We start from the raw sequence: 14,572 nt of genomic DNA on the forward strand, positions 1-14,572 counted from the left end.
ATACCAGGCCAAAGGAGTTAAGTCATGTTACTTCGTTACTTCTACGATCGCACGCTGGCCCACGCTTCCTACATGGTGGGATGCCAACGAGCCAAGAAGGCCTTGATTGTCGACCCTGGACGAGACATCGATCAGTACCTGGGCGCGGCGAAGCGGGAAGGCATGGAGATTGCCGCCGTGGCAGAGACGCACATCCATGCCGACTATGTCTCCGGTGCACGCGAGTTGGCCGACCGAGTGGGCGCGAAGCTGTACGTCTCGGACGAAGGACCCGACGACTGGAAGTACGGGTACGTCGCGAAGTACGACCATCACTTGTGCAAGGATGGCGACCGCTTCCAGTTGGGCAAGATCGAACTGCAGGTCATGCACACACCGGGGCACACGCCCGAGAGCATTTCGTTCGTTCTCACCGACCATGGCGGTGGTGCAGATAAGCCGATGGGCATTTTTACAGGCGACTTCGTGTTCGTCGGCTCCATCGGGCGGCCCGACCTCCTGGAGGAAGCTGCCGGCATGAAAGGCACGGCCGAGATGGGAGCCCATCAGTTGTTCCACTCGGCTCAGAAGTTCCGCGAACTTCCCGACCACATGCAGATGTGGCCGGCCCATGGTGCGGGCAGCGCATGCGGCAAGGGACTGGGGGCCATTCCGTCGTCGACGGTCGGCTACGAGAAGCTCTTTAACCCGGCACTGCAATTCGACGACGAAGAAGAGTTCGTAAAGTACATCCTGGCCGACCAGCCCGAGGCGCCAAAGTACTTTGCCGTGATGAAACGCGTGAACAAGGAAGGTCCTACTGTGCTGGGTGACCAACCGCTGCCACCGCACGTGGAAGCCGACTTGCTGGACGCCGCCCTCAAGGACGGCACGGTGGTCGACCTGTCAGAACCGAGTCAGTACGCTGAGGGGCACGCAGCGGGGACGCTGAACATTCCCGCGGGCATGCTGGCCAGTTGGGCAGGTTGGTTGGTCGACTACGACAAGCCGGTTTATCTCATCGCTGGCAACGATCAGTTGCCCGAGGCCGTGCGGGTGCTAAACAAGATTGGCGTCGACCACGTGAAAGGAGTCTTCGCGCCGAAGGATCTCACCGCGGCAGGCGCCATGGGGCAAACTTACCCCAACGCGACCCCCGAGCAGCTGGCCGATCGCATCGCTTCGGGTAAAGTCAGCCTGCTGGACGTTCGCGGACAGGGTGAATGGAACACCGGGCACATTCCGCAGGCCGAGCATCGCTTCCTGGGCAAGCTGCCTGACAACCTGGCGGGTATCGATCGCAGCAAGCCGGTGGTGGCCCAGTGCCAGAGCGGCCGACGGTCGGCCATCGCCACCAGCGTACTGCAAAACGCCGGGCTGGAAGTCATCAACATGGCCGGCGGTTTCGGCGCCTGGAGCGAGGCTGGTTTGCCAGTCGATCTCCCCAACGGCGCTTGCGACTCCGTCGCATGTGCGTCGGTGTAATCATTGGCCGCCCCCCCTGCGGGGGCGGCGTTTCTTCATACAAGGCCTGTCGCCATGAACGATCTCGCAACCAATCCCAGCGACGCCGCTTGTCTGCCGCCGTCGGCTCGCGACGTCGCGCGACTTTCCGAGCAGTTGGACGAACTCAATGCCCGGCTACTGAAGCTCGACCATGTGCAGCAGTCGCTGGAGTCGATTGCGGCTATTTCGGTCGACGTAGCCGACGAACAAGCCCAACGCTGCGGCGACACCGATCGGCGTATCGCCCAGGCCATGGCGCTCGTCGAACGGCTTACCCGCCCCGAAGCGTTGGCAGCTCTCAACAATCTGGCTGAACGTGCGCCACAACTCGAGTACCTGCTGTCGCTAGTCGACACTGCACCCGACGCGCTCGCCATGTTCACCGACGTCGTAGACGACTGGGCGCAGTCTTATAGCGAGCAAGGTGTCGATCTGATCGAGGCGGTGCGGCGCGGAATTCGCGCAGCGGTCTGGCTCGGCGAGCGGATCAGCGAGCAGGAACTCGAACGGCTTGGCACGCTACTACGGTCCGACATGCTCGATCCCAACGCCCTGGCTGTCGTGGCTAACGCCGCCACCGCACTGGCACAGACCCAGCAGGCCACTCACCAGTCCGATCGGCCACAAAAAGCGGGTCTGTTGTCCGGACTACGGGCGTTGTCCAACCCACGAACCCAACAGTCGCTGGCGTTCGCTATTCAATTCTCCCAAGCGTTTGGCGACTTGGTCGGCCAATCCTGCTGCGGCTCCACGGAAAGTGAGGATTCTCGATGAGCACACACCATCACATCGTCGTCGTCGGCGGAGGGGCCGCGGGCATCTCCGTCACATCGCGGCTGCTGCGGGCGCTACCGGACGTCGACATTGCGGTCATCGATCCGGCGACGTACCACTACTACCAGCCGATGTGGACTCTGGCCGGCGGCGGCATCTTCCCCCGCGAGAACTCGCGCCGCAACGAAGAGGATGTCATCCCTGTCGGGGCCCAATGGCTACAAGATGCGGTCGAGTCGTTCGACCCCGAAAACAACCTGCTGCGTATTCATGGTGGCAGTCAGGTGAGTTACGACTTCCTGGTCGTCGCACCGGGGTTGCAAATAAACTGGGACGCCATTCCCGGCCTGCGCGAATCGATCGGTAACAACGGCGTCTGCAGCAACTATTCGTTCGAGACCGTTCAGTCGACCTGGGACAACATCCGCAACTTCCAAGGTGGTACCGCCTTGTTCACACATCCGGTGGGTGCCGTGAAGTGCGGCGGCGCACCGCAGAAGATCTGCTACCTGGCTGAAGATTATTTCCGCCGCGCCGGTATTCGCGACCGCTGTAACATCGTCTTCAGCATCGCCAAGAATGTCATTTTCGACTCCCCCCGTTACGCCCAAACGTTACTCCAAGTGGTTGAGCGAAAAGAGATCGACGTGCGATACAGCATGGAATTAAAGGAAGTGCGAGGCGAACAGCGTCAAGCCGTGCTGCAGCAGGTGGGTGGCGACGAGCGCGTTGTCATCGACTACGACATGCTGCACGTCACGCCCCCCATGGGCCCACCCGACTTCGTCGCTAACAGCCCCCTGGGCGACGAGTCGGGTTGGGTCGATGTCGACAAGCACACGTTGCAGCACACACGATACCCCAACGTCTTCGGACTAGGCGATGCTTCCAGCCTGCCGACGTCGAAGACGGCGGCCGCCATTCGCAAGCAGGCGCCCACACTCGTGGCCAACCTGCTGGCCGCCATCGACGGCGAGCCGCTCCGCGCCAGCTACGACGGCTACACCTCCTGCCCGCTGGTAACGGGTTACAACAGTATGGTGCTGGCAGAGTTCGACTACGACAAGCAGCCGCAAGAGACCTTCCCATTCGACCAGTCGGAAGAACGGTTCAGCATGATGCTGCTCAAAGAGTACGGTCTCCCCGCCCTGTACTGGCATGGCATGCTCAAGGGCCGCGCATAAGCGGCTGGCAACACCAACGGCGACTTCGGGATTTCGGGTTCTACCGTTGGCCAGCGAGCCAGCCGCACTTGATCGTGGCGCCAGTATGAACACAATGAATAGTGTCCACTCGCAGTCCCCACTGCCGTGTCCACAACAGTGCTGCGGTGTGACATGCTTGCGGCGACATGCCTCCATTTAGTACGTGTAAGCTGAAGGGAGTGCCAGAGGCCTGGGACGAAAGCAACATCAACCACGACCAGGTGGTTCGTTGTCGCCACGAATGGAGCGGAACTCGCAATGGATACTCTCAACCAACTCCGCTCACTGCATCATGGTGATTGCGTGGTGTGTGGTGATTCTCATGAGCATGGGTTGAAGCTACAGTTTCGCGTCACCAATCCACATGAGGTCTCGGCATCGTTCGATTGTGATGAAGCATTCCAAGGCTATGCAAACATGCTGCACGGAGGTGTCATCAGCGGGCTATTGGACGGCGCCATGACAAACTGCTTGTTCGCCCAGGGGCACGTTGCCGTCACGGGCGAGCTTCGAGTGAAGTTTCGACATCCAGTCGCGACCGCAAGCAGGGCCACGATACGAGCGTGGATTGTCGAGAACCGACCGCCGTACTACTTGCTCAATGCCGAACTGACCCAAGAGGGGCAACTAAAAGCCAAGGCGGAGGGTAAGTTCATCGAACGCCCTGCCGCTTAGCATCACCTCTGTTTCAAACAGTCCGCCGGTCGGATTCGCAATAAGACTGGTACTGCACCGACATGCTACGGCTCCAGCAAGCTTGTCCAGGACCGCTGCAATCGACGGCGCCCAACATGTAGTCGTTGCTGGAATTATCTAGCCCCTTGTGCAACAATGACCGCGCACACCGATGCGAGTGTTTTGGTGGCGGAGAGTCTATGTGTCGCTGCCCGAACTTCTGGGTTCTCTTTTCCAGTAGGAGGTGGAAGATGTCTGGGCCAGTCGACTCAGAGCGCATGGTACGATCATTGAACACACTGTTGGTGCTATTGGCATTCTTCTTCGCTGCAGCGAGTGCCACAGCGCAACTGACCGCGACCTGGACCGGCGCCGGCGGCGACAACAGCTACTCCAACGCGGACAATTGGGACACGGCCCTGGCGCCCATTAACGACCTGTCTAACACGTACAACGTCGTCATCCCCGCGGGCGCGACAATCAACTACGACGTCACAGGCACTGGCAATCAGGTGGACAGCCTTGCCCTGGCCGATGGAAGCACGCTCGTAATGGGTTCACCCAGCCTGGCACTCGAGGTGCTCGGCACCGCGAGCCTGGCTGGAACAATCAACGCAGCGGACGGTAGCCTGACGGCCGCCGCGTTAAGTTCGTCATTCACTGGCACACCACACCTGATGGCCAGCGGTGGCGGAACCATCCACGTTGCGGCCCCCACTTTCTCGGCGACTTACACCGGCACCCAAGTCATCTTCGACGCCGACGGTGTCGGCTCCGTCATTATGCTCAACACCATGGACGCGTTGATCGTGGACGAGTCGACGTCGTTCACCGATCCGCTCACGATACGCGCCACCAACGGAGGCGTTATCGACCTGTCGGCCGTCGAGTCGGCCACCAGCAGCGACCGCCTCGACTTTGTGGTTGCCACGGGCGGCAACATCGACCTGCCTTCGCTACTCAGCACTTCGGGCGTGCGATTCCAAATCGACAAAGCAATTTACAGCCTTCCGGCATTGGGCAGCTCCACGAACACCATCTTCGACGCAGCTTCCGGTACCACGCTCAGTGCTCCGCAACTCAGCAGCATGTCGAATTCCACGGTAACCCTGGCCGATGGCGCCGCATTGGACACACCAAACCTCAGCAGCTTCCAATCCAGCACGATTACCCTCACACCTACTCGCACCTTTACGACGGACGGACTGGTGAACATCGACAGTTCGCGTTTCTTTCTACAAGCCGGTGCGGTATTCGATCAGGTCACGGCCACCAGCTACACAGGCAACTTCTCAGGTGCCCAAACAATGCTGGATTCCAATGGACCAGGCAGCGACCTAGACCTCTCGTCACTTACCAGTCTGACCGTAAATGAGAATACTTCGTTCGAAGACGTCATAACCGTCCGCGCCGCGGACGGAGGGCTCATCGACCTGTCGAACGTTACGTCGATTCAGGCCAATGACCTGCTGGAACTGGAGATTCAAACTTCAGGCCACATCGACCTGAGCGCGTTGACCTCCACGCAGCGAGTGCTGTTTGACATCGACGTGACTACCTACACCACTCCAGTACTCGCAACCGCAGCCAACACTCGCTACGAAGTGGGCCCCGCGGCCACGCTCGACCTGCCGATGCTCTTGCAACAGGACGGCGGCAACATCACGCTGTCCGCCGACGCGACGCTCAACGCCCCTTCGCTGACGCACCTGAACAACACCACGTTTACCGCCGAAACGAATGCCACGTTCAACGCGCCACTGGTAACCGACTTCGCAGGCAGTACGGCGACCATCTCACCAGATTTCACCTTTACGACCCGCCAACTCTCGCATATCGATAACGCGCGATTTTTCGTCGAAGGAGGAAAGGTGTTTGGCGAAGTCACGGCCACTTCGTACACGGGCAATTTCTCCAACGGATCACAAACGCTGTTTCAAGCAGACGGAGCCGGCAGTCGGCTGGACCTTTCCTCGCTGACCAGTTTCGAGGCAAATGAAACGACCTCGTTCGAAGACCCATTGTACGCCCGAGCTATCAACGACGGGATCATCGATCTCTCGTCAATCGAGTCGGCAGTGAGCAGCGACCTGCTGGTTTTCGAGATAGCGTCGAGTGGGCAAATCGATCTCAGCTCGCTGATCAGCACCAGTCGAGTGCGATTCGATGTTGATGTGGCCACGTTCGAGCTTCCTTCGCTGGAGACGGCCGCCAGTTCACAGTTTTTGGTTGCCACCGGCGCAACGGTCGATGCGCCACTGCTTGCCGCGGTCAGTGGTTCCACCCTCGATGTTTCCGATGGCGGTGCCCTGCTTGCGACCAATCTGACCAGCCTGACGGACAGCCTGGCGACGTTCACCGCGTCCAACTCGATCCAGACCGCCAAGCTGATCAACATCGACGGGTCGCGGTTCTTCGTCGAGGCAGGTGGCGTATTCGATGCCGCGACTGCAACTGGTTACACCGGCAACTTCAGTGGCGAGCAAACCATCATGCAGGCAACCGGCACCGGCTCGGTGCTCGATTTGTCCTCGCTCAGTAGTTTGGTGGTGACCGAGAACACCTCGTTCGACGACCCGCTTACGGTACGAGCGGCCGACCAGGCGACGATCGACTTGTCCAGCGTGGCCAATGCTTCCAGCAACGACCGCCTGCGTTTCGTCGCCGAAAGCAATAGTCGGATCGACCTGGGAGCACTGCAATCGGCCAGTCTGATCGATTTCCATGTCGAGTCGGGCGGACGCATCGAGGTCGGCTCCGTCTCGTCCGGCGACTCGGTAAATATCTTGGTCACCGATTCCGATAGTCGCTTCATCGCCCACGGCGACGTGCTGATCGACCCTGACAGTACGCTCAGCGTGAGCAATGGAGGGGTATTGATCCTGCAGGGCGATTATCGCTTCGAGCAGATCGACGAAGGCAACATTGCGTTCGACGCGGGCGTTTTGCGGTTTGAAGGATCCGGCGTGCAAGAGATGGAAGTCGCCGGCCTCGACAGCGGTGTGGGCGGTGCAACCAGCGGTAATTTTGGAACGGCGCAGCTCGTCATCGGAACCGCCACGGAACGCAACTCTGTCGAATTGATCGACGCCATCGACAACGGCAACCGGGGCATCGGCGGTGAGGCCGAGGCGCTCTACCTCTACGGCCTCGGCGGACCGACCGGCCTAAAAATACTCAATGGCTCCGCGTTGGTGCTCAACGGACTGAACGTGTATGCGTGGGACCCAATCCAAGGGCAACAAGTGCATCTGAACAGCTTATTCGGTCCGGGCGAATTGCGCATTCCTTACGACGATGGCTACGTGCAGCTTGTACCGCTTGATTTCCATTGGGACAATAGCGGGGGTGGCGACTTCCAGGTGGAAGGCAACTGGAGCGATGGCGTGACCCCGATTCGATCCGATGCCGCCGTCTGGGACCTCGACAGCATCGCAGGGTATGTGGTGCTGTTCGGTGCCAACGTGGCAACCGATAGCGCCGCGATCAAGACGGACCGTGTGACTTTCGATCTTGGTGGATTTACGTACGAGGTTGCCGGCTTGCACGCAGCCGACTCGCTGATTGTCGCAGAAAGTTCCGGCGACGAAGCCTCGCTTACAGTCAGCAATGGCCAGCTCGTCACCAACCGCGTGCTCGTTGCGCCCGAGTCGGGCTCGATCGGGCAACTCACCATTAGCGATACCGGAACATTGCAGGTCGACCAAGACCTGGTCCTCGGCAGCGGCAGCGCCACGCTTAGCGTGAAAGCAAATGGTTCGGTTGCCGTTGGCGGCGAGCTATGGCTGGGCAATAGCAGCACGCTCAACGGCTCGGGCACTGTCAGCGGCGAGGTTCACAATCAGTCCGGTGTCGTCGCACCCGGTGATTCGATTGGGGTTCTATCGATCGAGGGGTCCTATGATCAGGCCGCCGATGCAACGCTCGCCGTTGCCATTGCCGGCGATGACAATTCGAATGCGATGAATCCCGAGCACGACCAACTGGTTATCGACGGCCCGACGACCATCGCCGGTACCCTCGAAGTCCAACTAGTTGAAGAGTATGCGCCTGCATTAACGGAGACATTCACGATACTCGCCTCTACGGGTGGGCTGACCGGCGAATTCTCCAATGCATTACTGCCCGATCTTGGTCCGCTGCTGGCGATGGACGTGTTCTATAACCCCAACGAAGTGATCCTGGCAGTCGTTCCGGCCCTCGCTGGCGATTACAACGCGGATGGCTTCGTCGATATCGCCGACTACACGGTGTGGCGCAACACCCTGGGAGCCGCCGGCACGGCCCTCGCCGCCGATGGCGATCGCAGCGGCACCGTCGACGCTGCCGACTACAACCTCTGGCGGTCGAACTTTGGCAACACGGCCTCTTCTTCAGTTGGCGATCAAACCGCCGTGCCAGAACCCAACACGCTGCTGGGATTCGCGCTGGCCATGACGCTCGTGGGAGGCACGTATTGGCGAGCCAAAGAATGAAATTGACGTTTGGCTAACAGAGCGTTTCTTGTTGGGTGCCCTGCCCTAGCGTGCTGCACAAAGTCGCTGTTCTGTTGGCATTCGCGGAGCCTACTGATTCTGGTTGCTGAGCAACTTACCTGCTTCGTCGAGCAGCCCGGCCTGGCGGAGATACTCAGCACCCTGCGCGGCGTCGAATAGCACCTCGCTTAGGACTAGCTTGCCGCGTTGGAACACGAACCGGTGGACCAATTGCATTGGCTGGGTAAGGGGCTGCCCGATTGGCCCCATCCAGTTTTGCCCCCACACGATCACTTCGTTGCCATGGCAGGCGAACTTGTACCAGGGCCGCCAGTCGTGGTTCGCCGGGGGCTCGATGATGGAAAAGAAGATACTGTACGCTCGCTCAAGGCCGTCGATGCCGTAGTGCTCGCCAGCAAATGGAATCACCTCAGGGTCGCCGTTCAGTCGAGTGACCAAATCCTCGTCGAGAAAATGACGGATCTTTTCGACGTTGTTGCCCGGATGCTCGTACTCGGCCGCGATGTAGGCCTTGGCCAATGTAACCGGATCACAAATCAGGTCTTCAGGGTGCACGGGCTCTCTCGGCGTGGCTAGCGTATCCGCCAGGTCGGCCACCGTACTGGCCGAAATGGACTGGCTGGCCTCAGCCTTGGAAACAAGCCTTTCGCTGTAGCCCGATTCCTGAGCTAGTTCTCGCTGTGTCCAACCTCGTTTTTGTCGAAGAAATGCAACTAGCTCGCCATTGCAGGCGTACGCTTTTTGTTGTGGCGGTTCTTGCCAGGGCATAGAGTCATCCCATGTTAATGCTGGCAGGAATCGTGACAATTCCTAAATGTTCCACCCTAGATACCTGTTCAAGCCTAGTTTTCTTCGGGCGAAAGGTCAACGTGCGTGTCGCGTGCGTGTTCACCGCAGGGTCGCGACATTAGACTGAAGAAGATTCGCCATTGGCGAATCGGCCAATGTCAGTCAGCAGATATCGACCGGCCCCGAGTGCGGCGGAAATTCCGACATTTTCCGCATTTCGAGCCCACGCAGGCCTTAGGCGTCCTCCGTTTATCGGCCAAAACTCCTCGATACCAACCCAGTGAGCTTCGCGTTTGGATCGCGTTGCAAGTTCTCTACGGTGGTTATCACGCGACCCATCCAACCCTTCCACGGAAATATCAAACTCGGTGCCGGCGGCACTCTGCGAGCGACGCCTCCAGAGTACGGGGACGTCGCCGGCACCGAATTTAAATCACGCCCCTGACACACGCCCCCCCGCTCGGGTGAGCGGCCAGAAACGGCTGCCGAATCGCGTGTTCGCTCGACCTCGAGATGTCTGTTTTTCTTTTCGACGCAGGCCGCCTGAGGGCAGCCCGCCTTAGCAACTTTGGCCGTTGGCGGTCACGACTTGCCCGTGGTGCTATTGAGCGAGAGTCGTTTTCCAATGGCATGGCGTGACAAGCTCGATTGGCGGAGTATAATGCGACCGCGCCACGCCCGCCGCAAGACTGGCGCGTGGTTTCTCATCGACAGGCGACGGGGGAAAGTCGATGCCAGACTTCTATGTCTACACTAATCGCAAGCGTCCAGGTTTGCATGTCTGGCGCGAGGGGACCGCGCTGAAGCGTTACCTGGTTCCCAAGAACCTCGGACCGGGGTGGGTGAAGTTCGAGTGCGACAATCTGAACGCCTCGATCGAGAATCCGGTGCGATTCATGCTCTTCTCCTTCACCGACAAGGATACCTTTGTTGACTGGGAGGATGGGACATTCAACCGAGAGCTGCCCCGACTGCCTTCCGGCGAGTTCCCGCCCGATGTCTGGTTTGTTTCGGGGGCACCGCGCATCACACTCACCGATCCTCGCTTGAGATCGGAAGCCAGTGTCCGAGTGCACCTGATTTCTCAGACGAGATTTCGCCCCGCCGAAATGTACATTTGGGATCCAGCCCTGGGGGTCGCCCGACGCGAATCACAAACCGGCGAGGATGCCCTCGGTCCCTACTTCGACATCACACTATCGGACGATGAAAAATCATTCTTCAACTTCAAGTTCATCCGCAAGAAGGGCGAGGATTTCACAGAGTTCGAACCGAACAGCGCCAATCGGTGGTGGGTCAGCAGCGACGGCGCCGAGGTGTGGACGCATAGCGGCGATTCAGCGGTCACGACGACCCAACCCGTCAAACGCACTCTGACGATGCACGTCCGTCAATGGATAGACATGCCGCCCGTATTGCACCTGTGGGCACAAAATGGCGAGTTTGTCGCCGATCTGCCAGGCAATACCATAGCCGGCTGGACTACATTCAAAGCCGACATCTATTCGCACCTTCCGTATGGTTGCCTGATTCGCAACCCCGGCTACGACGTCGAGTGGGAGCACGAAGAGGCCAAACGCACCCATCTGGTGGTCGACGATGATCAAGAATGGTGGACCCTCGAGGGGGATCGAGCTTTGTTCTCCGCCGAGCCGACGCCCAATGCGCGATTGGACCTGACGATAGCCAATACCGACCTCAGCGACCTTGGGGAAAGCAGGTTCGCCCACGTGTGGATCAACCGAGCTCGTGGCCCCATGCTGGACGATGTGCCGGTCGATAACGCCGGAAAGGTCTCCCTGCATGTCTACCCGAAAGTTAATACTTCTATCAAATTTCATGACGAACACGGAGTCTGGGAGAACCTCCGCCATGTCGCATGCGTGCAGGAGGCAGACTCTCCCCTTCACCGCTACGTGGTTCTCGAGCGTCCGCCGCTGCTGCCGGAAGCCCCTCCCAACGACCTGGTACAGGATCCACCGTTCCGCATCCTCCGACCCGGCGCCTATGAAGAGGCAGGCAAATTGAGGTTCGTGGTGCATTCGTCGCACGCCGCGGACATGAGCCTGATCGGAGAGTGGACCAACTGGCGGGATCATCCTGTGCAAATGAGAATCACTCGCGACGGCACCTACTGGTGGGCGAGCGTGCCCGTCGCCGATGTGCTGGCCGGCGTTGCAGGTGCAGCCGACTACCATGGCATCAAGTATCAACTGCTGCTAAATCAGGTTGATGCTCGCCAGGACCCGGGGGCTGGTTGGGTGGAGAAGTCGTCGATCGAAGGAGCATCGCGGTTGGTCAACCATCAACGCTTCGACTGGGGAAACGCGTCGTGGCAGCGGCCCAGCACGGATCACTACATCATCTACCAATTGCACCCCACTCGCTTCACCAATCGCTTTCAGCACGAGCGCCCGCTGCGGCGGGTCGCCCAGGAGATCGCCGACCAAGCCGCTTACTTCAAGCAATTGGGAGTCACGGCCATCCAGTTGCTGCCCATCAACGAGGTCAGCAGCAAGAATTCCTGGGGATACGACCCCGCCTACTTCTACGCAGTGGAAGGCGACTACTGTGGGCCGGATGGGCCAGACGACCTAAAACACTTGGTTCGAGTGGCCCACGAGTACGGTCTGGCAGTGATACTGGATGTCGTCTTCAACCATGCCGGTGGCGACAACATCCTGTGGGAAGTAGCCCGCGACAGCTTCTTCGATGGCGATACGCAATGGGGCGCACTGGTAAACTTCGATCACCCGCAGTGCTTGCATTTCTTCGCTCAGAACCTGGTGTACCTGGCGAACGAGTATCGTATCGATGCGTTTCGGTTGGACCACACGGCCACCATCGTCCACTCCGCGGCCTGGGATCCATGGAGTGGCTCGGTCCGGAAACTCGGCTCCGGTGGCGGCTGGGAGTTCCTGCATGGACTTCGCCATGCCGTGCAACATCAGGTACCGGGCAACTGCCCCCTCATGGCCGAGCACCTACCCAACGAGTGGAGCATCACCAACTATGGCGGGCCGATGGATTCGCAGTGGGGCGACGACTTCCACGATCGGTTGGTGGACGCCTGCCGTCGCCAGTTCGGCGTCATGCCCCGCCTGGCAAACGCCATGCAACTGACTCACCGGCAATGCCATCAGTGGTACAACGTAGTCAGCTATCCGGAGAGTCACGACGAAGTGGGCAACGTGCCGGACCGGATCTCGCACGTTGCGGGTTACGGACAAGGCTTGCGGATGTCGAAAGTGGCCGCGGCGGCCACGTTGCTTTCCAGAGGGATTCCGCTGTACTTCATGGGAGCCGAGTCGGGCGAGCACAAGCAGTTTCAGTTTGGCAGCGACGAGCAACTAGACATCGATCTGTACCTGACTGATCCGGACCGCCAGCGCATCCGTGGCTGGTGGCGCGAACTGGGTTGGCTGCGCCGCAACCCGTCGATCAAGGGCCCTGCCCCGCTGGAGGTGCGATTTGCCGCCGAACAGATGCTCGCCTTTACCCGTGGCCAGAACGGCGATTTTTTCGTCGTGCTGAACTTCGGCGGCTGGTCCGGACACAAGAGCCTGGCGTCGCTGCATCTGCCATGGGGCGAGTACCGCGAGTTGTTCAACTCCACCTGGCCGGCGTTCGCCGTTCACTCGGAAGACGAAGGGGAACACACCAACGGTGGCCGTCACGCTCGGTTGCACGGCGGCCACGCCCTGAACATTCCAGACTACGGTGCGGTCGTATTGGAAAAGGTTTAACTACTCGCACCGGGCAGCATGTGGATCGAACGTCTCAACGTGTGGCAGCTCTTTTTCGAGTCCGATACCGCAGCCCACACGCTGCCAATGCTGCAACAACCAGCGTGCTCGTTGCTGGCTCCGGCACCTCGGTCGCCTGACCTTCGAGCAGTGCCTGCAGGCTCACTCCATCCGCCAGGCTTGATCCTTGTGTCTCGTTGAGAGAGTCGACCAGCAATTGCCAATCTGCCAACGTGGTTCGGCCGTCGAGATTGATATCGCCGTTCATCAATCTGTCCAGGTTCGTGGTGTGCCCCCCGGTTCCCCAGCCAGCGATGAAAGCGGTGATGTCATCCGTCTCCCACGGGCCGGTTCCATCGCCAATTACTATTCCGTCCTGGTTGATATCTGCGGAGAATACCGGCGGCTCGAACACATTCTCGAAGAAGTCGCCGAGCGCCCAGTCGGAGTAGGATTGACCGGCAATCTCAAAATTCTGCAACGTGTCCGGTCCAACCGTCGAGCGATACAAACCCCACCATTCGGTGTGGTGGCCATCATAGTTCTCTCCGGTGCGGAACACGGTCGAGACATCGGGGCTGCCCTGCGAAACGTGCTCGTCCAATCCCAAGTCGGCCACCTGTCGAGGCGTCGCGTCGAGAATACCGTCATTGTCGGTGTCGATCGAGACCACTTCGGTGTAGTCGTGAAACAACCAGTTTACAAAATCGTATCCGGGAGTGCCCAGGCCGTTGGCTTGCGATTGATGAATGTAGTACTTTTTTGGCTGCCAGGCGTCGAGCCCGGCCACGTCGACCAGAGGGTTCATCGCCATTTCGTAGCCGCTGACCGCCGACAGCGACGTCGCGCGATGGTTGTTGTGCCCATACTCACCATCCAAGTCGGACACGACCAACACCTCTGGCTGAAAGCGGCGAATCTGTTCGGCAATGTAAGTTGTGGCCGCGTTCTTCCCTTCTTCGATGTCGTCTCCATCCAGAACACCATCTGCCCAGTAGTCCCAAGTCTCGTCCATCGTGTTGGTGGGTGCATCGCGAAAGCGGGGGAACAATGGCTCGTTGCGGAATCCATAGACCCAATCCGCCGCCCGCATCTCCTGCTCGCGTCGCCAGTCGGGTGCACCGTTCTCGGCCAACCAGTCGCCGCTGGTCATGGAGATGTGTAGAGCTTCCACTTGCCGCACCTGGGTCATGTACGGGAGGACGCTGCCCATGAAGATGCCCTCGTCGTCAGGGTGCGTCGAGATCACTAGCACATCGACCTTGTCGGGTGTGGGATTCCAGTCGAGGGTGTCGCCGACAGCCTGCATCGAAAATGATACGATCACGGCCAAATAGAACGCTGCAAGTAGCCTTGTCATCTCTGCTCTGTATCCGAAAAAATGGCGGGAGCGAGCAAAGGC

8 protein-coding genes are annotated in these 14,572 nt (G+C 59.5%); 6 read left to right on the plus strand and 2 right to left on the minus strand.

Going from position 1 to position 14,572, the window contains the following annotated elements; genetic code table 11:
• Positions 1-24 precede the first annotated feature (24 nt).
• The 5 genes from NG895_RS00225 to NG895_RS00245 all read left to right on the plus strand — a co-directional run bounded on the left by NG895_RS00225 (position 25) and on the right by NG895_RS00245 (position 8,614).
• Positions 25-1,464, plus strand: a complete 1,440-nt coding sequence (locus tag NG895_RS00225) for an MBL fold metallo-hydrolase (RefSeq protein WP_252850421.1) — start codon at positions 25-27, stop codon at positions 1,462-1,464.
• 54 nt (positions 1,465-1,518) lie between these two features.
• The gene (locus NG895_RS00230) at positions 1,519-2,259 is read left to right on the plus strand and encodes a helical membrane plugin domain-containing protein (protein ID WP_252850422.1); all 741 of its coding nucleotides are present in this window, start codon (positions 1,519-1,521) and stop codon (positions 2,257-2,259) included.
• Positions 2,256-3,443 (plus strand): NAD(P)/FAD-dependent oxidoreductase, encoded by a 1,188-nt coding sequence (locus NG895_RS00235; RefSeq protein WP_252850423.1) that lies wholly within the window; start codon positions 2,256-2,258, stop codon positions 3,441-3,443. The genes NG895_RS00230 and NG895_RS00235 overlap by 4 nt, the downstream gene beginning before the upstream one ends.
• A gap of 279 nt (positions 3,444-3,722) precedes the next feature.
• Entirely contained in the window at positions 3,723-4,139 is a 417-nt protein-coding gene (locus tag NG895_RS00240; protein WP_252850424.1) for a PaaI family thioesterase, read from the plus strand.
• Positions 4,140-4,417: 278 nt separating this feature from the next.
• Entirely contained in the window at positions 4,418-8,614 is a 4,197-nt protein-coding gene (locus NG895_RS00245) for a beta strand repeat-containing protein (protein ID WP_252850425.1), read from the plus strand.
• Positions 8,615-8,704: 90 nt separating this feature from the next.
• Here NG895_RS00245 and NG895_RS00250 read toward each other — a convergent pair whose 3' ends face one another.
• Entirely contained in the window at positions 8,705-9,403 is a 699-nt protein-coding gene (locus tag NG895_RS00250) for a helix-turn-helix domain-containing protein (RefSeq protein WP_252850426.1), read from the minus strand.
• Positions 9,404-10,155: 752 nt separating this feature from the next.
• Here NG895_RS00250 and NG895_RS00255 point away from each other — a divergent pair.
• A complete protein-coding gene (locus NG895_RS00255; RefSeq protein ID WP_252850427.1) occupies positions 10,156-13,170 on the plus strand; it encodes an alpha-amylase family glycosyl hydrolase in 3,015 nt (1,004 codons plus the stop codon).
• A gap of 34 nt (positions 13,171-13,204) precedes the next feature.
• Here the strand turns inward: NG895_RS00255 and NG895_RS00260 are convergent, their stop codons facing one another.
• Positions 13,205-14,530 (minus strand): PIG-L deacetylase family protein, encoded by a 1,326-nt coding sequence (locus tag NG895_RS00260; RefSeq protein WP_252850428.1) that lies wholly within the window; start codon positions 14,528-14,530, stop codon positions 13,205-13,207.
• Positions 14,531-14,572 lie beyond the last annotated feature (42 nt).

Origin of the sequence: Aeoliella straminimaris (assembly GCF_024054565.1) — a bacterium.
GTDB classification, from domain to species: Bacteria; Planctomycetota; Planctomycetia; order Pirellulales; family Lacipirellulaceae; genus Aeoliella; species Aeoliella straminimaris.